Below are 20,100 nucleotides of genomic sequence, written 5' to 3'. Positions count from 1 at the left end.
TTCGGTATCCTGCCTAGCGCGAGCGCCAGACTGCACCGGCCGACTCGTTAGGCTGCGTCAGCCGCTCGATCACTTCGCGCGTCAGACTGGCCGAACTCACCTGTTCGGCTTTCGCGCGGGCGGCGGTCAATGAACTGGAAAACGCGCTTTGCGGCTGCTCCAGGCTGGCGCGCAGGGCCGCCAGTTCGCGCTCCTGCTGCTGCGCGCGGGCCGTATCGCGTTCCAACAACTGCTGTTTGGCAGCCGCCATCGCGCGCGTCGTCTCGGCCGCCTTGCGCTGCAGGGCGGCATGGGCCTGGGCGCTGGCCAGCAAGGCTTGCTGCGCGTCGAGTTTCTCGCTGGCCGCCTGCTGCGCCGCCAGTTCCAGCTGCTCGCGCTGGCGCACGGCTTCCAGCGCCTGCTGTTCCATGGCGGCGCGCGCTTCGGCTGCCGCCGTCGCCTGTTTTTCCGCTTCCAGGCGGCCGGCGATCGCTTGCGAGGCACGCTCTTCGGCGCTGCTGGTCTGGCGCTGCTGCACCAGTTTTTGCGCGATCAGCGCCAGCGACTCGCGTTCGGCCGCGACGAAATCGCGCTCGGACGCCAGCAGCGCTTCGGCAGCTTGCGCCTTGTCTTCCTCCACGCGGGCGCGCTCGCTATGCACTTGTCCCAGTTCCACGGCCAGGCGCGCCTGCGCCTGCACGGCTTGCGCTGCCGCCGCTTTCTGTTCGCCCTCGACCAGCGCCTGGTCCATCAGGATGCGGATGGCGTCCGCTTCCTTTTGCGCCGCCTTCCGCAAGACCTGTTCGGCCGCCTGCTGGCCGCGCAGCAGTTCCGCTTGCGCCGCTTCGACGGCCGTGCGTTCCTGCGCCGCTTGGCACGCCAGCGCTTCCGCTTCCAGTTTTTCTTTCAAGGCGGCGAGGGCGGCCTGTTCGGCGGCCAGGCGTTCCTGCTCGGCCTGCAGCAGCTGCTCTGCCTGGCGGGCTTTTTCCTGCGCCAGTTGCGCTGCCTGTTCCTGCGCAGCCAGTGTCGCCTTGCCGGCATCGACCTCGGCCTGCTCGGCGTCGTTCTGGCTGGCGGCCAGTTCCGCCGCCTGGCGCGCCAGTTCGGCGCGTTCCTGCGCCAGACTGGCGGCGCGCTGCTGCTCTTCCAGTTCGCGGGCCGCTGCCGCAGCGGCAGCCTGCTCGGCCGCTTCGCGGGCCTTGGTTTCTTCGAGGGCCGCCGTTTCCGCTTCCAGCTTGGCGTGGCCGGCGATTTCCGCATCCTGTTCGGCGGTCACGCGGGCCAGGGCCACGGCGCGCAGCTGGCGGTCCACCTCGATGCGCGCCTCGGTGGCGGCCAGGATGCGCACGTCGGCATCGCGGCGCGCCTGCGCGCTGGCCACGGCGACCATTTCCAGGCGCTCGCGGTGGATGGCCGCGTCGCGCAATTCCTTTTCCGTCTGCAGGCGCAAACGCAGCGACTGCGCCGCATGGCGTTCCGATTCGGCCTGCGCCAGCGCGATGGCTTCGCGTTCCTGCTCCAGGTGCGCCAGCGCGCGCGCTTCTTCCAGGGCGCGCACTTCGGCGGCGGCGCGGTTGAAGGCCGATTCCAGCGCGATCTGGTCGGCGCGCTCGCGCTGCACCGTCAGATCCAGCGCTTCGCTTTCCGCTTCGGCCAGCATCTGCGCCGTCTGGCGCGCGCCGTGCGCATGGCGCTCGCGTTCGCGGGCCAGCACGGCGACACGGGCGTCGGCCGAGGCGATGCCCACCATTTCCTCCTTGGCCGCGTGCACGGCGGCCACGCGCTCGACGGCCTGCAAGCGCGCCTGCTCCGTCTGCACCTGCAATTCCTCGGCGGCGCGGGCTGCCTGCTCTGCCAGTTCCGACTGCACCGCCACCTGTTCGCTGGCACGCAAGCGGCTTTCCTGCTCGGCGCGGGCGCGCTGTTCCGCGGCCAGGCGGATTTCATTGTCGGACTCCACGCGGGCGCGCAGTTCGGCCGTCTCCTGCTTGACGGCTTCCAGGCGGGCCACGCTGGCTTGCGCGGCAGCGCGCATGGTTTCCAGGCGTTCGCGGTTGGCGGCGATCGCTTCCTCGGCTGCCTGCGCATTTTGCTGCGCGGCGGCGGCGGCGGCCGCGTCGATGGCGGCGCGGTCCTCGGCCAGTGAGCGCACGCGCGCCTCGGCCAGGGCCCGGCTTTCGGCGGCGCAGGTGGCCTTCGCTTCCGCTTCCACGCGGGCAATCGCCTCGTGGATGGCCTTCAGTTCCATTTTCTGGCGTTCGGCGGCGGGCGCCTTGGTATCGGTTTCCGCTGCCGGCTCGGCTTGCGGCTCGGGCATAGGAGTGGCAGGAGCGGCTGGAACCGGCGCTGGCGCTTCCGCCTTGCGCTCCAGGTCCTTGAAATCATGCAGCGAAACGATGCTGTCCTGGTCGAACTCGTCGTCGGCGGAATACGCGACGGTGAGGGAGGCGGCCTGGCGCTGATTTTGCTGTGCTTGCATGATTTCTCGCTTATTCGGGTGAATTCCGTTGCTTATGGGAATTTATTACCACCATTATCGAACAGGCATGCACAAATCAGCGCGGCAAGAAGAGCCGCTTTTACCTTTCTTTTCGCTATTTAACTCAAATGGGCCACAAAGGCGCCTCGTCCATCAGCGCCACCTGCTCCCTGAGTTCAAGGATGCGGTCCTGCCAGTAGCGCTGCGTGTTGAACCACGGGAAGGCGACGGGGAAGGCGGGATCGTCCCAGCGGCGCGCCAGCCAGGCCGAATAATGGATCAGGCGCAGGGTGCGCAGCGCTTCGACCAGGTACAGCTGGCGCGGGTCGAAATCGCAGAAATCTTCGTAGCCGGCCAGGATGTCGCTCATCTGGCGCACCTGGTCGCCGCGCTCGCCCGACAGCATCATCCACAGGTCCTGGATGGCCGGACCCATGCGGCTGTCGTCGAAATCGACGAAATGGGGGCCGGCGTCCGTCCACAGCACGTTGCCGCCATGGCAATCGCCATGCGTGCGCAGCACGGCCACGTCGCCCGCGCGGTCATAGCAGCGCTTGACGCCGTCGAGCGCCTGCTGCGCCACGCTGGAATACGCGGCCAGCAGCTCGGGCGGCAGGAAGTTACCCTCCAGCAAGAACTCGCGCGGTTCGACGCCAAACGTCTGGTGATCGAGCGCCGGGCGTTCCTTGTACGTGGACAGCGCGCCGACGGCGTGGATGCGGCCAATGAAGCGCCCTATCCATTCCAGGGTCGCCGGGTCGTCCAGCTCGGGCGCGCGGCCGCCGTGGCGGGGAAAGACGGCAAAGCGGAAGCCCTGGTACTGGTGCAGGGTGCTGCCGTTGATCGCCAGCGCCGGCACCACCTGGATTTCGCGCTCGACCAGCTCGGACACGAACGCGTGTTCTTCCAGGATGGCTGCATCGCTCCAGCGCTCAGGGCGGTAAAACTTGGCCACCAGGGGCGCGCTGTCTTCGATGCCCACCTGGTAGACGCGGTTTTCATAGCTGTTCAGCGCCAGCAGGCGGCCATCGCCGCGCAAGCCCACGCTGTCGAGGGCGTCGAGCACGCAATCGGGGCTCAGGGCGGAAAAGGGATGGACGGGCCGGTCGTCCTCGTGCGGCTGGTTTTCATTGTGCATGAGCGACATTGTAAGGCGCGCGCGGGCCGCCGGTGCAAACACTTCGGTGATGAAGCGCCGCAAGGCGTATACTGGCGCCTTACATTTCATCAAAGAGCAAGCCATGTCACTCGAACAGCCATTATCAGAAAAAGAATTCGACGAATTAGACCAATTCCTGTTGTCGGACCGGTGCTCCGAAGACGCCATGACCATGGATATGCTGCACGGCTATCTGACGGCCGTCGCCATCGGTCCGGAACCGATCATGCCGGCCGAGTGGTTGCCGCGCGTGTGGGGCGAAGATGCCGAGGATGCGCCGAAATTCAAGAACAGCAAGGAAGAAGAGCGCATCGTCAACCTGATCATGCGCTTCATGAACGAAGTGCTGGTGACGTTTGAAGTGGCACCCAAGGAATTCGAAGCCCTGTTCGTCGAACACGACTACGAAGGCCAGACCCTGATCGACGCCGAAGCGTGGTGCTGGGGCTTCTGGGACGGCATGGAACTGCGTCCAGGCTCGTGGAACGAAATCTGGGATTCCGAAGTGGCCGCGCTGATGCAGCCGATCTACCTGCTGGGCGCCGACGAAATCAAGGAAGAAGAGCTGAAACTGGTGGAAGACCCGGTCAAGGCGCACAAGCTGGCGCAGGAACTGGAAGCGAACCTGCCGGCCATCCACCGTTTCTGGGTGCCGCGCCGCAAGGCACCGGTGCAAACCCTGAAGCGCGAAGAGCCGAAAGTGGGCCGCAACGACGACTGCCCTTGCGGCAGCGGCAAGAAGTACAAGAAATGCTGCGGCGCCGAGCCGGCAGCCGAGTAATACCGCAATAGCATCCCTTCTGCGCCGGCGTCCTGCCGGCGCAGCGCTGGCGCTGGCCCCCGGGCTATAATCGCCGCATGAAACTCCCAGACCTGAATCTGCTAGTCGCCCTCGACATCCTGCTCGAGGAAGGCAGCGCCGTGGCCGCCGCGCGGCGCATGAATCTGAGCGCGCCGGCCATGAGCCGCACCCTGGCGCGCATCCGCGACGCCATCGGCGACCCCGTCTTCGTGCGCTCCGGGCGCGGCCTGGCGCCCACCCCGCGCGCGCTGGAATTGCGCGAGCAGGTGCGCGGCGTGGTGGAGCAGGCGCACGCCGTCTTCACATCCGGCCGTGAAATCGACCTGCGCACCCTGGAACGCACCTTCAGCCTGTGCGCCAACGACGTGTTTGTCGGCGCCTACGGCGGCAAGCTGCGCGACCTGCTGGCCAGCCATGCGCCGAACACGGTGCTGCGCTTCGTGCCCGAAGGCGATGGCGCCACGGAAAACGACGCCCTGCACGCGGGCCGCATCGACCTGTACATCAGCGCGCGACGCGCCTTTGCGCCCGACATCAAGCTGCAACAGCTGTTTAGCAGCGGCTTTGTCGGCATCGCCCGCAGCGACCACCCGATCTTCGACGGCCCCATGAATCTGGACAGCTTTACCGAGTACGAACATATCAGCGTGTCCCGCCGCGGCCTGGCGCGCGGCCCCTTCGACACGGCCCTGGCCGAGCGGGGCTACATGCGCCGCGTTTCGCTGATCACGCCCAATTTTCAGTCCGCCATCTTCGCCGTGGCCGATTCGCGCCTGCTGCTGCCGCTGATGCCCACGCCCCTGCTGCCCATCGTCGAGCGGCTGGGATTGAAGCTGCGCACCTTCCAGCTGCCTATTCCCGTCGACAACGTCGACGTGTTCCAGGCCTGGCATCCGCGCCTAGACCACGACCACGCACACCGCTGGCTGCGCGCGACGATCAAGTCGCTATGCGGCAGCGCGCCGGGCGCGTAGGCGCTGAACCCAATATCATTGCGCCAGACGCAATCGAGACTTCATCAATTATCAATTTTCACAAGATTAACGGCTACCTATACTGCGTGGACTGATTCTCATCCACGGAGTTCCCTGTGTCCGCTGTATTGCTTCCTGGCGCCATCCCGACGATGGCGCCGCCTCCCCCTTCACCGCCGGCGCCACCCGTCTTTGGTCCGCGCCTGGCCACCGGCCTGGCCGGCGTGCTGCTGGCCGTGCTGGTATCGGGCCTGAATGAAAACATCACCAAGGTCGCGCTGGCCGACATCCGCGGCGCCATGGGCATCGCGCGCGACGACGCCAGCTGGCTCGTCGCCCTGTATGCGGCCGCCTCGGTGTCGGCCATGGCGTTCGCGCCGTGGTGCTCCGTCACCTTCTCGCTGCGCCGCCTGACGGCCGCCGCCATCGTCGTCTGCATGGCCGCCGGCGTGCTTTGCCCGTTCGCGCCGAACCTGTCCGTGCTGATGTTCCTGCGCGTGGTGCAGGGCGCGGCCGGCGGTGCCTTGCCGCCCATGCTGATGACGGTGGCGCTGCGCTTCCTGCCACCGAACATCAAGCTGTATGGCCTGGGCGGCTACGCGCTGAGCGCCACCTTCGGTCCCAGCCTGGGCACGCCGCTGGCCGCCTTCTGGACCGAGTACCTGGGCTGGCAATGGGCGTTCTGGCAAGTCGTCCCGGGCAGCATCGTCGCCCTGCTGATGGTGTCGTGGGGCTTGCCGCAAGACCCGCTGCGCCTCGAGCGTTTCCGTCAATTCGACTGGCGCGGCCTGCTGCTGGGTCTGCCCGCCATCAGCATGCTGGTGGTGGGATTGCTGCAGGGCGAGCGCCTGGCGTGGTTCGCCTCGCCGCTGATCTGCGTGCTGCTGGGTGGCGGTCTATTGCTGTTGGTGCTGTTCTTTGTCAATGAATGGTCGCATCCGCTGCCGTTCTTCAAGCTGCAGCTGCTGTCGCGGCGTAACCTCAGCCACGCCCTGCTGACCCTGGGCGGCGTGCTGTTCGTGCTGCTGGCCGTGATCCTGATTCCCTCGTCCTACCTGGCGCAGGTGCACGCCTACCGTCCGCTGCAAACGGCGCCCGTGATGCTGATGGTGGCGCTGCCGCAGTTGCTCGCGCTGCCGCTGGTGGCCACCCTGTGCAATCTGCGCGCCGTCGACTGCCGCTGGGTGCTGGCCATCGGCCTGGCCCTGCTGGCCCTGTCCTGCGTGCTGGGCGCGCGCATGTCGCCGGACTGGATACGCACGCACTTCTACCTGCTGCAGGCGGTGCAGATCTTCGCGCAACCGATGGCCGTGATTCCCTTGCTGCTGCTGGCCACCACGGGCCTGGCGCCGCAGGATGGCCCTTTCGCCTCGGCCTGGTTCAACACCATCAAGGGCATGTCGGCCGTCGTCGCCACCGGCGTGCTCGACGCGCTGATCACGCGCCGCAACCATTTTCATTCGACGGTGCTCAGCGAGCGCCTGGGCAACCTGCCTGGCGTCGTGGACGTGCCGGGCCTGAGTGCGCGCATGCATGCGCAAGTCGTCACCCTGACCTCGTCCGACCTGTACCTCATTGTCGCCGCCATCGCGCTGGCCATGATTGTGATCATTCCCATTCTGCCGACGCGCGTCTATCCGCCGCGCGCAGCCTGACTTTTATTTCAAGAAAGAGCATCCCCATGCAAACAACCATACTGCGCTCACGCGCCTTCCTCCTCGGCCTGGCCCTGCTGGCCTGCGCCCTGGCCTTTTGCGCCTGGCAACTGCTGTTCGCCCGCGGCGACGAACAAGGCACCGACGACGCCTTCGTCAGCGCCGACTACACCGTGCTCTCGCCCAAGGTGGGCGGCATCGTGCGGGAAGTGCTGGTGGAAGACAACCAGACTGTCAAGGCGGGTCAGCTGCTGGCGCGCATCGACGACCGCGACTATCAGGCCGCCGCCGCCTCGGCCCGCGCCGAGGTAGCCGGCGCCGAGGCGCAGCTGGCCAATGCCCGCGCCACCTTGCAGCGCCAGCAATCGGTGATCGAGCAAGCCACGACCCTGGTCGACGCCAACCAGGCGGAAGACAAGCTGGCGCAGCAGGAACTGGCCCGCTCAACGCACCTGGCAGGCCAGGGCGCGGGCAGCGTGCAGAACGCGCAGCAGGCGCAATCGCGCTTCGACGTGAGCCGGGCGCGCCTGGCGCAAAACCGCGCCGCCCTCGTCGCCACCCGCAAGCAGACGGACATTTTACAGGCGCAGCAAGGCGCGGCCGAAGCGGCCCTGCTGCGCGCCCGCGCCAGCCTGCAGCGGGCCGAACTTGATTTGTCGCATACGCAGCTGCGCGCCCCCATCGACGGCATCGTGGGACGCCGCGCCGTGCGCGTCGGCGCCCTGGTGGCGCCCGGCGCCAGCCTGATGGCCGTGGTGCCCCTGAACCGCAGCTTCGTCGTCGCCAACCTGCAGGAAACCCAGCTGACCCACGTGCGCCAGGGCCAGCGCGCCAGCATCGCCGTCGACGCCTATCCGGGCATGCTCCTGCGCGGCACGGTGCACAGCATCGCGCCCGCCACGGGCGTGACCTTTGCCGCCATCGCGCCGGAAAACGCCACCGGCAACTTCACCAAGGTGGTGCAGCGCATCCCCGTCAGGATCGCGCTCGATCCCGGCCAGGATGACGGCAGCCGCCTGCGCGTGGGCATGTCGGCCGAAGTGCGCATCGATACGGCCCCCCGCCGTCAACTGCTGCAACAGGTGAGCGCGCGATGAAAGCACTGATCATTTTCACGGCCCTGGGCCTGGCCGGCTGTGCCAGCGTCGGCAGCGACTTCCAGCATCCGCAAGCGCCGTTGGGGCAGCAATGGCGCCAGGTGCAGGATGCCCGTTTCGCCGCCCAGCAGGACGCCGCCATCGAGCAACGCTGGTGGGACGGCTTCGGCGATGCTACCTTATCTTCCCTGCTGCGGCGCGCCGCCGGCGCCAACCTCGACGTGCTGGCGGCTGGCAGCCGGCTGGAACAAAGCCGCGCCGCGCGCGGCGTGGCGGGCGCCGCGCAAGGCCCGTCCCTGGGCGCAAATGGCAGCTACGGCCGCGCGCGCAACAGCGAGCAAGGCTTGAGCGACCCGTCGCGCAACAACGGCCAGTCAGCCTACAACCTGTGGCAAGGCAACCTCGACGCCACCTGGGAGCTGGACCTGTGGGGCCGCGTGCGCCGTGAAGTGGAAGCGGCTGACGCGCACGTCGACGTGGCGCTGGAAACGCAGCGCGGCGTGCTGCTGGCCGTGCTGGCCGAGACGGCGCGCGACTACATCGAGCTGCGCGGCGCGCAGCAGACGCTGGCCATCACGCAGCAGCTGCTCGATATCGCCCGCCATACCCTGGACCTGACCCGCATCCGCCTGCGCGAAGGCGTGGCGACGCAACTCGACGAAGCCGAGGCGGCGGCCCACGTGGCCACCATCGAAGCACGCCTGCCGCCGCTGCAGCAGCGCGAAGCGCGCCTGGGCAATGCCCTCGCCCTCTTGCTGGCGCTGCCGCCGCAAGCCTTGCAGGCGGAACTGGCGGCGGGCAAGGACATTCCGGCCGTGGCCATGCAGGTGCAACTGGGCGTGCCGAGCGGCCTGGCCGAGCGCCGTCCCGACATCCGCCGTGCCGAAGCGCAGCTGCACGCGGCCACGGCCGCCATCGGCGTGGCGCAAGGCGATTTTTATCCGCGCATCACGCTGTCGGGCAGCATCGGCCTGCAAGCGATGCAGCTGTCCGACATCGGCTGGGACGCCAAACGCTTTGCCTTCGGCCCCGGTTTCAGCGTGCCCCTGTTCGATGGCGGTCGCCTGCGCGGCAAACTGCAATTGCGCGAGGCGCAGCAGCAGGAAGCGGCCATCGCCTACCGCCAGACGGTGCTGGCCGCCTGGCACGAAGTGGAAGATGCGCTCTCTGGCTACCAGGCCAACGCCCGCCGCCAGGCCAGCCTCGATGAAGCCGTCAAACAGGGACGGCGGGCGCTGGGCAGCGCGGAACTGCGGTACCGCCAGGGCGGCACGGACTTGATCAACGTGCTGCACGTGCAAAACACCTTATTGAACAACGAAGCGGCGCTGGTCGACAGCCGCGCCACCGCCTCGCTGTCGCTGGTCCAGGTCTACAAGGCGCTGGGCGGCGGCTGGCAAGCATTTTCAACCACCTCGCAAGGAAGCGCTCCATGAAACCGAATCCCGCCCATTTCTCCATCCACGACGTCAGCGACTTTCCCATCGTGCGCTTTCGCCCTGAAACGGCCGTCGACGGCTATGCCCCGCTGTGGGAAAACGACATGGACGCCCTGCTGCGCCATGGCGAGCCGTTCGTCCTGCTGTTTGAAGCGGAACGCAGCGATGAAGCGCACATCGACCGCAAGCGGCGCGGCCTGTGGCTCAAGCATAACAAGGTGGCGCTGGCCGCCCTTTGCCGCGGCCTCGTATCGGTCGAGGCGGACGCGGAGCAGCGCGCGCGTCTGCAGGCGCTGGCGGCCGGCGCCATGAAAGCGTTCGGCATCGTGCAGGAGGTGACGGCCACGCGCGAACAGGCCGATGCCCTGATGGTCTGGCTGCTGGGCAGCGGCCAGATGGCGCGGCCGCGCGCGGCGGACGTGTGGTGAACGAGTAAATAAATGTGCCGGTCAGGCGGCCCTGCGTATGGCGCTTCTCGCAGGGATGACGCACACGTGGCCGTCGCTGCTGGTCGCCGTCGTCAGGGCGATGCCGTACAGCGCGGCCAGGGCGGGCACGGCGCCGGCATCGCTGGCGATATCCGCCACCAGCTGGCCCGAACGCACCAGCAGCAAGCGCTCGAAGCCCAGCAAGGCGTGGTTGATGTCGTGCAGGATGGCGACGACGGCGTGGCCGCGCGCGGCGCAAAACTGCCGCAGGCTGTCGAGCAAATCGAATTGCAGGCCGGGATCGAGCGCCGCCAGCGGTTCGTCGACGAGTATCAAGCCATCCTGCACATCCCACATCTGCGCGAAGATGCGCGCCAGCTGCACCCTGGCCTGCTCGCCGCCGGACAGGGTGTCGAGGCGCCGCCCCAGCAGATGCGCGGCGTGCGCCAGGGCGGCCGCGTCCTGCACGATCCGTCCCAGCTGCGGGTCGGCCAGGCGCGCCACCCGCCCCAGGCCGATCACCAGTTCGCACGGCAATCCGAAGGCCACGGTCGAACCTTGCGGCAGGACGGCGCGGCGCAGGGCCAGTTCCGCCAGCGGCCACTGCGCCAGCGGCCGGCCGGCGAAGACCACCTGGCCCGACTGCGGATGCAGTTCACGCGCCATCAGTTTCAACAGGGTCGACTTGCCCGCGCCGCTGGGGCCGAGGAGGGCGACGCGCTCGCCGGGCGCCACCCGCAGATTGAACGGGCCGAAATACTGCTGGCCCAGTTGCGTGGTGGCGAACGTCAATTCCAGTATCGGCGTCATGTTCACCTCTAGGCGGTGCCGTGGCGGAAGCGCCGCAACAGCATCAGGAAAAATGGCCCGCCCAGCAAGGCCGTGAAAATGCCGACGGGGACTTCCGCGGGAATGGCGACCGTGCGCGCCAGGGTGTCGGCCGACAGCAGCAGCAAGGCGCCCATCAGCATCGCCAGCGGCAGCACGCGGCGCTGGTCGGCGCCCAGCCAGGTGCGCACCAGGTGCGGCGCGATCAGGCCAATGAAGCCGATGCCGCCGCACCAGGCGACGGCAAACCCGGCCAGCACGGCCACCAGCACGATCACCTGCGTGCGCAGGCGGCCCACGTCGACGCCCACGTGCAGCGCCTGCGCCTCGCCCAGCGCCAGCGCGTTCAGGGAACGCATCAGGAAACGCGTGGCCCACAGCGCGCCGGCCAGCACCAGCAGCAGGGCAGCCACCTGGCGCCAGCTGCCGGCCGACAGCGAACCGAGGGTCCAGAAAGTCAGGGTGCGCAACTGGTCGTCGCTGGCCAGGTAGATGCACAGGCCCATGACGGCCACCGTGATGGCGTTCAGCGCCACGCCCGTCAGCAGCAGGCCGACGATGGAACCGGGCGTGGCCCAGCGGGCGACCCGGTCGAGCAGCACGCAAATGAGCATGGCGCCCGCAAACGCGGCGGCCGGCAGCAGCCACACGCGCAGTTCGGGCGCCACGTGCAGGCTGGCCGTGAAAACGATGGTGGCCGCGCCCGCGCAGGCGGCGCCGCTGCTCACGCCCAGCAGTCCCGGGTCGGCCAGCGGATTGCGGAACAGCCCTTGCGTCAGGCCGCCGGCCAGCGCCAGCGCGGCGCCGATCAGGGCGGCGAACAGCGCGCGCGGCAAACGGATATGCCACAGCACGTACGCGCCGCCGGACAGCGCCGCGTCGCCCGCTTGAAACGGCGCCAGCCAGTCGGCCAGGGTCACGGGCACGGCGCCCGCCTGCACGGCGACGAGCAAGCCGCCAGCCAGTGCGGCGGCCAGCAGCCCGCCGGCGCCCCAGCGTGGCCAGCGCCAGGGCGCGGCGGAGACCAGGGAAGCCACGCTCATGCGGCCATGGCTTTGGCGAAAGCGACGTCGAGTTCCGCCAGCGCCTGCGGCATGCGCGGGCCAAAGCCCAGCAGCAGCATGGCTTCCTGCGAGACGATGCGGTGCTTGCGCCCGGCCGGCGTCTGCGCCAGGCCTGGCAGTTTCAGGATGCCGTCCACGCCGCCCGAAGCTTTCAAGCCCTGGTCCGTGACGAGCACGATGTCGGGCCGCGCGGCGATCACGGCTTCAGGCGTCAGCGGCTTGTAGCCGGCGAATCCGCCCTGCCCGCCCATCACGTTGACGGCGCCCGCATACGCGAGCATGGCGTCGGCGCCCGTCTCGCGCCCGCCCACCATCACCTGGTTCGGCGCATGGGCAAGGATGAACAGCACGCGCACGGGCGCATGCTGGCGCTGCTGCACCTTGGCCAGGGCGCCGCTCCACTGCTGCTGCAGGCTTTGCGCCAGGCGCGCGGCGGGGTCGGCACGTCCCGTGATCCTGCCCACCTGCTTTACGCGTTCGAGCAAGCCTTCGAATTGGTTGTTCGCGCTGAGCACCGCCACCGGCACGCCCGCCTCGCGCACCTGGCGCAGCACCGCTTGCGGCCCCGCTTCCTCGGTGGCGATCAGCTGCGTGGGCGCCAGCGACAGCACGCCTTCGGCCGACAGGGTGCGCGCATAGCCCACCTGCGGCAGCTGCTGCGCCACGGCCGGATACAGCGAGGTCGTATCGACGCCCACCAGTTCGCCCTGCGCCTCGAGCGCGTAGACGATTTCCGTCAGCGCGCCGCCCACGCTGACGATGCGCCGCGCCTTGGCCAGCGGCTTGGCCGCGTCGGTCACTGCCGCCAGCACCTGCATCGGCGCGGCCAGGGCCAGCGCTCCCGCCCCCATTTTTTTCAGCGCGATGCGGCGCGCCACGCTGGCGGCGATCATGCGGCGCATAGTTCGCCCTCCCGCGCCACCCTGTCGACGATATGGCGCCATTCGCACAATTCATGCACGCCCGGCTTGCGTTCGCCGAAGAACATGACGATGGTGTCGCCCTTCGCATCGAACAGTTCCACGGACGTCACCAGGCCGTCGACGGTCGGCTTTTTCACCACCCAGGCGCTGGCGATATGGTCTTCGCGCAAATGCAGGTTGAAGCGCTGGTCGAGGACATTGATCCACGGCCCCATCACGGCGATTTTGTGCACGGGGCCCGAATGGATCTGGATCATGCCCGCATTGCCGACGAAGGCCATGATGGACACCTTTTCCAGCGCGGCATCGTTGAGCAGGTCGAGCACGCAGGATTTGTCGATCTGCTGCACGAAGCGCGCTTCGGCCAGGCGCAGGCCCTGCAGGCGCGAGACCGCATATTTTTTCAGCACGGTGAAAAATTCATGCGTGTCGCGCAAGTCGGCCCAGGCGGCGCGAAAACCGGCCACGTCGATCTGCGCATCGGGCAGTTCGGTCGGCGCCGGCGGCGGCGCCGTCACGGCGATGCCGGCCTCCTGGTCCGCGTCGGCAAAGCGCGTCACCAGCGCGTCGTAGGCGGCCAGGTCGCTTTGCGGCTTGAGGAAAATCTTGTGCACGGCGTGGCCGGCCGCATCGAAAAATTGCAGGCTGCGCTGCACCTCGTGCTCGCCCAGCTCGCGAACGGCAAAGCCATGCGCCCACTGGCGGTAAAACACGCGCAGGTCGATGTCGCCACCGAGCACCAGGCCCACATGGTTGTTGTGACTGGCTTTTCGGTAGACGCCCGTCTTTTCATGCACGCACGAGGCGTTGCGCGTCAGCGCCATGACTTCGCCCAGCGGCTCCAGCGCGGCGATGATGGCGGGCCAGTCGGCCTGCAGGCGCTCGGCGCCCAGCAAGGCGCCATCGGCCAGCGACAGGCCCGCATGCGCAGCGATCAGCTCGCCTTCGGCTATGCCCAGTTCCTCGGCGATGTCGCGGTGGCGGGCCTTCTTTTCGCGGCGCAGGCGGGCAAATTCACTGGTGACCAGCTCGATATTGCAAATGGGGAACGTGCTCGACACGGTGTCTCCTTTCAAGGCGAACACTGGCTGGCATGGGCTAGCTGGTGGTGGGGAAATTGACGTTAATTATAAATGAGAATCATTCGCAATCAAGTCTTATTTGTGTGCGCATAAAAAAAGCGCCGCGACAGGAAACCCGTCGCGGCGCCAAAGGAGACCGATCGAGACAACCGATCAGTTCGGGAAAAACAGGATCAGGCGCTGGCCTGCACGCCCGGCATGGCCGCCGCCTTGGGCGCGGGCCGCTGCGCCAGCAAGACCACGGCGGCCAGCACCATGGCGCCGCCCAGCAATTGCGTGCCGCTGACGGATTCCTTCAGCAAGGTCACGCCAAACGCCATCGTGATGACGGGTTCAAACGTGGAAATGATCGACGCCTTGGCCGCGCCGATCTGCGCCACGCCGGCAAAGAAGGCGGCGATCGCGATGGCCGTCGAGAACAGGGCAATGGCGCTGACGGCCAGCCAGCCCGTCGCCGTGCCTGGCAAGGACACACCTTGCCACAAGGCAATCGCGCTGTTCGACAGGCCCGCCGTGCCCAGAATCACGACGCAAGCGGCCAATGGGTGAATATTCTCGCGGCTTTTCGACAGGCTGTTGCCAAACAGGATGTACACGGCGTACACGCCGGCCGCCATCAGGGCCAGGGCGATGCCAATGGGCTGGCCCTGCAGCTTGCCGCCCAGGGTGATGGCCATGCCGGCAATGGCCAGCGCCATCAGCACCAGCATGCGCCGGTCCAGCTTTTCCCAGCCCAGGGCCAGCGCGAGGATGGTGACCAGAACGGGATACACGTACAGCAGCATGCCGCACAGGCCGCTGCTGGCATACATGAGGGCATTGAAATAGCCTTGCGACTGGGCCGTGTACATCAGGCCCATCAGCATGTAGCCGGCCAGCAGGCGGCCGCGCGGCAAGCGCCAGCCACCGAGCCACACGAGCGGCAGCAACAGCATGGCGGCGATGACGAAACGCAAGGCCAGCATGGTCGACGGGTTGACCCCGGACGCATAGGCCGCCTTGGCAAACACTGCGGAACTGCCGAAACCGGCGGCCGACAGCAACACCAGCGCAACGGCGCGGCGATCAGACATGACTAAACCTCTTTGAGTACGCCAGGGCAAACCTGCTGCGCGTCGCGCTTTGCGGCCGGCGATGCTCACCGTACTGAAGTACGATTGCGCTTCTCAGCCACAAATCACTGCCGCTCGCGACGGTTTTCCCAGGCGTTGTAAATATTAATGCCAAGCAAGGCTGGAAGATGATGCATGCGTGAATCCTGTTGCGGGTCGTTTCACGCATGAGCGGCATCATATTCGCTTGCGCAAAATGAAACAAACCAATATTCTTCACGGATAGGCCGAATATTACTGAGGCTCAATTCTATTAAGAACGCCATGTCACGTCCCTTGCCACCGCTCGCCGCCCTGCACGCCTTCGAGGCCGCCGCCCGTCATGAAGGTTTCCAGCGCGCGGGCGAAGAATTGCACGTCTCGGCCGGCGCCATCGGCCATCACGTCAAACAGCTGGAAGCGTGGCTCGGCATCGTGCTGTTCCAGCGTCTGCCGCGCGGCGTGGTGCTCACCAGCGCCGGCCAGCGCTATGCGGCTTCGCTGGGGCCGATACTCAACCAGCTGGCCGACGTCTCCGAGCAGGCGCGGCGCCAGGGCGACGACAAGGTCGTCACGGTGACGGCCACCAGCTCGCTCGTCTCGCGCTGGCTGATGCCGCGCCTGGGCCGGCTGCGCGACCGCTACCCGCAGATCGAACTGCGCGTGCTGGCGTCCATGCACCCGGTCGACCTGGCGCGCGATGGCGTGGACGTGGCCATCCGCCTGGGACCGGGCCGCTATCCGGGCCTGAAAGTGGATCTATTGATGGAAGAATGGTTTTCCGCCGTCTGCAGCCCCGATTTCCGCGCCAACGCGGCCAGCCTGCGCCAGCCCGCCGACCTGCTGCGCTATCCGCTGCTGCACGACGAGCCGGAAGTGCACCTGCCAGGCGAAATCGACTGGACGCGCTGGCTGCACAGCTGCGGCGTGCATTACAGCGGCAATAGCGGCAACAGCGGCGCGCGCTTTTCGCACACGTATTTATGCCTGGACGCAGCCGCCAGCGGCCAGGGCGTGGCCATTGCCGCCAGTCCCCTGATCGGCGACGACCTGCGCTCGGGCCGCCTGGTGCGCGTGTTCGAACACGCCGTGCGCGGCCCCCACTGCTATTATCTGCTGCGTTCGCCCCAGGCGGAAACGCGGCCCCTCGTGCACGCGTTTTGCGAATGGCTGATCGCCGAAGCGCGCGCCGACCAGGAAACCGTCTGGCCTACCGTGGAGACAGCATGACGACACACGAAGTGGCGCGCAGCGCCGACTATATTGTCCAGCACGAATACGAACATGCCAGAGTGACGGCCGCCGATGGGCGTCACGCCAGCCTGGGCGAATTCTATGGCGACCCGGCCGTGGCCTTGATCGATGACCATGAGCAATGGTGCGCCGTGGCGGGCGAAGGATTGGTGATTTGCCGGCTGGAACAGGGGTTCGGCCAGTGCGTGGAATATTTCCGCCAGCCAGGCGAAGTGCGCTGGATTACGGACTTGCGGCAAACGGGAGCGTTTGCGCTGGAGTGGCGGGGTGAGGATGGGGTTTGGCACAGCCTTGCCTTTGAGGCGGCTGTGTCGGCTTACGCGCCAAGGCGCTAACCCGACCTACGCCAGAGGTTGCAATGCCCCGTAGGTCGGCTTAGCGCGCAGCGCGTAAGCCGACAACCCCATCACAGCTTAATAAAGTGCTCGCGGTAGTACTTGAGTTCTTCGATCGATTCCAGGATATCGGCCAGCGCCGTGTGCTTCTGGTGTTTCTTGAAACCGGTGGCGATTTCCGGCTTCCAGCGCTTGCACAGCTCTTTCAATGTCGATACGTCAACATTGCGATAGTGGAAGAACGCTTCCAGCTTCGGCATGCCGCGCACCATGAAGCGGCGGTCCTGGCCGATGGTGTTGCCGCACATGGGCGACTTGCCTGCCGGTACGTATTTCTTCAGGAACGCGATCAGCTCCGCTTCCGCCTGCGCTTCCGTCACGGTCGACGCCTTGACCTTGTCGATCAGGCCCGAGCGGCCGTGTGTGCCCTTGTTCCAGGCGTCCATCTTGTTCAGGGTTTCATCCGACTGGTGAATCACGAACACGGGGCCTTCGGCCAGCAGGTTCAAGTGCATGTCCGTCACCACCACCGCCACCTCGATGATGCGGTCGGTATCAGGCTCCAGGCCCGTCATTTCCATGTCGACCCAGACCAGGTTCATCTCGTTGGGACGTGCTGGCACGGCGGGTGCGGGGGTGGATGCGGTTAAGTCGGTCGCTTGTGACATAATTCTCTCTTGGCCTAATCAAACTAAATAATCAGCCATTTTCTCACAGGCACAGAATGTATTCACTCGCGTTTTCGATTTTGTTTGTATCCATCCTCGTTTTGACCCTGGCCGTGCGCTTCTGGCTCGCTTCGCGGCAGATCCGCCACGTGCTGGCGCACCGCGCGGCAGTCCCGCCCGAATTCGCGGAAAAAATCCCGCTGGCCGCGCACCAGAAGGCGGCCGACTACACGGTGGCCAAGACCAAGTTCGGCCTGCTGACCTTGCTGGTCAACTACGCCGTGCTGATCGGTTTCACCTTGCTGGGCGGCCTGCAATGGCTGGCGCTGCACCTGAATGAATGGATGGGCGCCGGTTCACCCATGCTGTACCAGATCGGCCTGATCGCCGCCTTTGCCGTCATTTCGGGCCTGATCGACCTGCCCTTCGATTACTACCGCCAGTTTGTGCTGGAACAACGCTTCGGCTTCAATACCATGGCGCGCAAGCTGTTCTTCACGGACATGCTCAAGGGCGTGGGCCTGGGCGCTGCCATCGGCCTGCCGCTGATCTGGGTCGTGCTGACCCTGATGGCCAAGTCGGGCGGCCTGTGGTGGCTGTACGCGTGGTTCGTCTGGAGCGGCTTCCAGCTGCTGATGATGGTGCTGTTTCCCACCGTCATCGCGCCCCTGTTCAACAAATTCACGCCGCTGGCCGACGAAGCGCTGAAAAACCGCATCGAAGGCTTGATGCAGCGCGTCGGTTTCGCCTCGAAAGGCTTGTTCGTCATGGACGGCTCGAAGCGCAGCGCCCACGGCAATGCGTATTTCTCGGGCTTTGGCGCCAACAAGCGCATCGTCTTCTTCGACACCCTGCTGTCGCGCCTGGCGCCGCAGGAGATCGAAGCCGTGCTGGCGCATGAACTGGGCCACTTCAAGCTCAAGCACATCGTCAAGCGCATCGCCATGATGTTCGTCATCTCGCTGGGCTTTCTGGCGCTGCTGGGCTTCCTGAAAACGCAGCCGTGGTTTTACGCGGGCCTGGGCGTTGATCCGGTAGCGCTGGCATTGACGGGCCAGCCGACGGACGCGCTGGCCCTGCTGTTGTTCATGCTGGCCTTGCCCGTCTTTACCTTCCTGCTGGGACCGTTGACCTCGCTCAGCTCGCGCAAGCACGAATTCGAAGCCGACGCCTTTGCCGCCACGCACACGCAGGCGGACGACCTGGTCTCGGCCCTCGTGAAAATGTATGAAGACAATGCGTCGACCCTGACGCCTGACCCGCTGCACTCGGCCTTTTACGATAGCCACCCGCCGGCCAGCGTGCGCATCCGCCACCTGAAAGGGGCTACGACATGAATACGCCATCCACACTGCAAGAGCTGGCCCAACTGTCCTGCGCGCCACGCCAGCACGCGCTGGGCGACACCGGCGTCGCTACCCTCCACGCGCTGCTGCCGCAATGGACAGTACAAAATGGCAAGCTGTGCCGCGACTTCGGCTTCAAGAATTACTACCAGACCCTGGCGTTCGTGAACGCCCTGGCCTATATGACCCATACGCAAGACCACCATCCGGAGCTCATCATTACTTACAAAACCTGCGCCGTGCGCTACGACACGCACTCGGTCAACCAGGGCGCCGGCGGCCTGTCCGAAAACGACTTCATCTGCGCCGCCAAGGCCGACCTCATTTACCAGAGCAGCCAGGTGGCCCCATGAGCGAAGGCAAGTTGACGGGCGTCATCATCGCCGCCCACGGCCGCCATTACCTGGCCGACGTGGACGGCGCCAAGCTGCAATGCGTAACGCGCGGCAAGAAAACCAATGTGGCCGTGGGCGACATCGTGCACCTGACGCGCACCTCGAACGACCAGGCCGTCATCGACCGCATCGAGGAACGCAAGACCCTGCTGTACCGCTCGGATCAGTACAAATCGAAGCTGCTGGCCGCCAATTTGACGCAGCTGTTCATCGTCGTGGCGACGGAACCGGGCTTTGCCGACGATCTGATCTCGCGCTCGCTGGTGGCGGCCGACGCGGCCGGCATCGAGGCGCGCATCATCCTGAATAAAATGGACGTGACCGCTTCGCTGGAACGGGCCCGCGAGCGCCTGCTGCCGTATTCCTCGATGGGCTATCCCGTCGATGAAGTGTCGGCGCGCGCCGAGCCCGAGCACGCCGTGGCCACCCTGGCGCCGCTGCTGGCGGGCCAGTCGTCGATCTTGATCGGCCAGTCGGGCATGGGCAAGTCATCCTTGATCAACCTGCTGGTGCCGGACGCCGACATCGCCGTGCGCGAAATCTCGGCCGCGCTCGACACGGGCAAACACACGACGACCTTTACGCGGCTGTACAAGCTCGATGAACTGGGCGCCAACAGTTCCATCATCGACTCGCCCGGCTTCCAGGAATTCGGTCTGTATCACCTGTCCGAAGGCATGCTCGAGCGGGCTTTCCGCGAATTCCAGCCCTACCTGGGCGGCTGCAAGTTCTATAACTGCCGCCACCTGATCGAGCCGCAGTGCGCCATCCTGCAAGCCTTGTCGGAAGGCAAGATCGCCAAGATGCGCCATACCCTGTATGGCCAGCTGCTGCACGAATCGGCGCAGACACTGTATTAAGAAAATGCCGCAGCACGAATAAAGCCACAACAAAACCTCGGCCGGCAAAATTTAATTTTGCGGCCGAGCTTGCTTTTCGACTTTAATCCCAAAACCGTTCATCCGCCGTTTTAGGCATTTCAGCGCGTCAAACCTGCCGCCCGTCGCCTGCCGCTGGCGATGGCCAGGCGCGTTTGCTAACTTGACACCAGTCGCTGCCGGAAACCCGCCAGCGACCACACGATCTAACTACTCTCCATCCT

The 20,100-nt window shown here is 66.3% G+C and carries 19 protein-coding genes; 11 read left to right on the top strand and 8 right to left on the bottom strand.

The window, feature by feature from the left end; all coding sequences use genetic code 11:
- Nucleotides 1-13: 13 nt before the first annotated feature.
- Both AC1RBA_RS17535 and AC1RBA_RS17530 read right to left on the bottom strand, forming a co-directional pair.
- Nucleotides 14-2,458 carry a coiled-coil domain-containing protein gene (locus AC1RBA_RS17535; RefSeq protein ID WP_492419327.1) on the bottom strand — a complete coding sequence of 815 codons (2,445 nt, stop codon included), beginning with the start codon at nt 2,456-2,458 and terminating at the stop codon, nt 14-16.
- 124 nt (nt 2,459-2,582) lie between these two features.
- Nucleotides 2,583-3,596 carry a serine/threonine protein kinase gene (locus AC1RBA_RS17530; RefSeq protein ID WP_139143072.1) on the bottom strand — a complete coding sequence of 338 codons (1,014 nt, stop codon included), beginning with the start codon at nt 3,594-3,596 and terminating at the stop codon, nt 2,583-2,585.
- 103 nt (nt 3,597-3,699) lie between these two features.
- Here AC1RBA_RS17530 and AC1RBA_RS17525 point away from each other — a divergent pair, with 103 nt between their 5' ends.
- The 6 genes from AC1RBA_RS17525 to AC1RBA_RS17500 all read left to right on the top strand — a co-directional run bounded on the left by AC1RBA_RS17525 (nt 3,700) and on the right by AC1RBA_RS17500 (nt 10,012).
- A complete protein-coding gene (locus AC1RBA_RS17525) occupies nt 3,700-4,398 on the top strand; it encodes a UPF0149 family protein (RefSeq protein WP_070220116.1) in 699 nt (232 codons plus the stop codon).
- A 77-nt stretch (nt 4,399-4,475) separates the two neighbouring features.
- Nucleotides 4,476-5,393 carry a LysR family transcriptional regulator gene (locus AC1RBA_RS17520; protein ID WP_492419325.1) on the top strand — a complete coding sequence of 306 codons (918 nt, stop codon included), beginning with the start codon at nt 4,476-4,478 and terminating at the stop codon, nt 5,391-5,393.
- Between the two features lie 116 nt (nt 5,394-5,509).
- Nucleotides 5,510-7,048 (top strand): MFS transporter, encoded by a 1,539-nt coding sequence (locus AC1RBA_RS17515; RefSeq protein ID WP_492419324.1) that lies wholly within the window; start codon nt 5,510-5,512, stop codon nt 7,046-7,048.
- Nucleotides 7,049-7,074: 26 nt separating this feature from the next.
- A complete protein-coding gene (locus AC1RBA_RS17510) occupies nt 7,075-8,145 on the top strand; it encodes an HlyD family secretion protein (protein ID WP_492419323.1) in 1,071 nt (356 codons plus the stop codon).
- Nucleotides 8,142-9,581 carry an efflux transporter outer membrane subunit gene (locus AC1RBA_RS17505; RefSeq protein WP_492419322.1) on the top strand — a complete coding sequence of 480 codons (1,440 nt, stop codon included), beginning with the start codon at nt 8,142-8,144 and terminating at the stop codon, nt 9,579-9,581. The genes AC1RBA_RS17510 and AC1RBA_RS17505 overlap by 4 nt, the downstream gene beginning before the upstream one ends.
- On the top strand, nt 9,578-10,012 hold the full coding sequence (locus AC1RBA_RS17500; RefSeq protein ID WP_070310859.1) for a hypothetical protein: 435 nt from the start codon (nt 9,578-9,580) through the stop codon (nt 10,010-10,012). The genes AC1RBA_RS17505 and AC1RBA_RS17500 overlap by 4 nt, the downstream gene beginning before the upstream one ends.
- A gap of 21 nt (nt 10,013-10,033) precedes the next feature.
- On the opposite strand, the gene AC1RBA_RS17495 is transcribed toward AC1RBA_RS17500, so the two are convergent.
- The 5 genes from AC1RBA_RS17495 to AC1RBA_RS17475 all read right to left on the bottom strand — a co-directional run bounded on the left by AC1RBA_RS17495 (nt 10,034) and on the right by AC1RBA_RS17475 (nt 14,982).
- The gene (locus AC1RBA_RS17495) at nt 10,034-10,822 is read right to left on the bottom strand and encodes an ATP-binding cassette domain-containing protein (protein WP_492419321.1); all 789 of its coding nucleotides are present in this window, start codon (nt 10,820-10,822) and stop codon (nt 10,034-10,036) included.
- An 8-nt stretch (nt 10,823-10,830) separates the two neighbouring features.
- The gene (locus AC1RBA_RS17490) at nt 10,831-11,883 is read right to left on the bottom strand and encodes a FecCD family ABC transporter permease (protein WP_492419320.1); all 1,053 of its coding nucleotides are present in this window, start codon (nt 11,881-11,883) and stop codon (nt 10,831-10,833) included.
- The gene (locus AC1RBA_RS17485) at nt 11,880-12,806 is read right to left on the bottom strand and encodes a heme/hemin ABC transporter substrate-binding protein (protein WP_492419319.1); all 927 of its coding nucleotides are present in this window, start codon (nt 12,804-12,806) and stop codon (nt 11,880-11,882) included. The genes AC1RBA_RS17490 and AC1RBA_RS17485 overlap by 4 nt, the downstream gene beginning before the upstream one ends.
- Nucleotides 12,794-13,888 (bottom strand): hemin-degrading factor, encoded by a 1,095-nt coding sequence (locus tag AC1RBA_RS17480; protein WP_492419318.1) that lies wholly within the window; start codon nt 13,886-13,888, stop codon nt 12,794-12,796. The genes AC1RBA_RS17485 and AC1RBA_RS17480 overlap by 13 nt, the downstream gene beginning before the upstream one ends.
- Before the next feature lie 194 nt (nt 13,889-14,082).
- A complete protein-coding gene (locus tag AC1RBA_RS17475) occupies nt 14,083-14,982 on the bottom strand; it encodes a DMT family transporter (RefSeq protein ID WP_070290640.1) in 900 nt (299 codons plus the stop codon).
- Nucleotides 14,983-15,285: 303 nt separating this feature from the next.
- Here AC1RBA_RS17475 and gcvA point away from each other — a divergent pair, with 303 nt between their 5' ends.
- Both gcvA and AC1RBA_RS17465 read left to right on the top strand, forming a co-directional pair.
- Nucleotides 15,286-16,230 carry a transcriptional regulator GcvA gene (gene gcvA, locus AC1RBA_RS17470; protein ID WP_034759349.1) on the top strand — a complete coding sequence of 315 codons (945 nt, stop codon included), beginning with the start codon at nt 15,286-15,288 and terminating at the stop codon, nt 16,228-16,230.
- Complete coding sequence (locus tag AC1RBA_RS17465; protein WP_492419317.1) at nt 16,227-16,589, top strand: hypothetical protein; 363 nt, start codon at nt 16,227-16,229, stop codon at nt 16,587-16,589. The genes gcvA and AC1RBA_RS17465 overlap by 4 nt, the downstream gene beginning before the upstream one ends.
- A 71-nt stretch (nt 16,590-16,660) precedes the next feature.
- Here AC1RBA_RS17465 and orn read toward each other — a convergent pair whose 3' ends face one another.
- Nucleotides 16,661-17,257, bottom strand: a complete 597-nt coding sequence (gene orn, locus AC1RBA_RS17460) for an oligoribonuclease (protein WP_170846480.1) — start codon at nt 17,255-17,257, stop codon at nt 16,661-16,663.
- Between the two features lie 56 nt (nt 17,258-17,313).
- Here orn and AC1RBA_RS17455 point away from each other — a divergent pair, with 56 nt between their 5' ends.
- Genes AC1RBA_RS17455 through rsgA form a run of 3 tightly spaced genes read left to right on the top strand, consistent with a single transcriptional unit; the run spans nt 17,314 to nt 19,858 of the window.
- Nucleotides 17,314-18,594 (top strand): M48 family metallopeptidase, encoded by a 1,281-nt coding sequence (locus tag AC1RBA_RS17455; RefSeq protein ID WP_070220089.1) that lies wholly within the window; start codon nt 17,314-17,316, stop codon nt 18,592-18,594.
- Nucleotides 18,591-18,956 (top strand): 4a-hydroxytetrahydrobiopterin dehydratase, encoded by a 366-nt coding sequence (locus AC1RBA_RS17450; protein ID WP_070220087.1) that lies wholly within the window; start codon nt 18,591-18,593, stop codon nt 18,954-18,956. Before AC1RBA_RS17455 ends, AC1RBA_RS17450 begins: the two co-directional genes overlap by 4 nt.
- On the top strand, nt 18,953-19,858 hold the full coding sequence (rsgA, locus tag AC1RBA_RS17445; protein ID WP_492419316.1) for a ribosome small subunit-dependent GTPase A: 906 nt from the start codon (nt 18,953-18,955) through the stop codon (nt 19,856-19,858). The genes AC1RBA_RS17450 and rsgA overlap by 4 nt, the downstream gene beginning before the upstream one ends.
- The last annotated feature ends 242 nt before the right edge of the window (nt 19,859-20,100 follow it).

The sequence above is a fragment of the Janthinobacterium sp. GW823-FHT03B06 genome (assembly GCF_058796955.1).
This window is presented reverse-complemented; position numbering and strand designations above follow the sequence as displayed.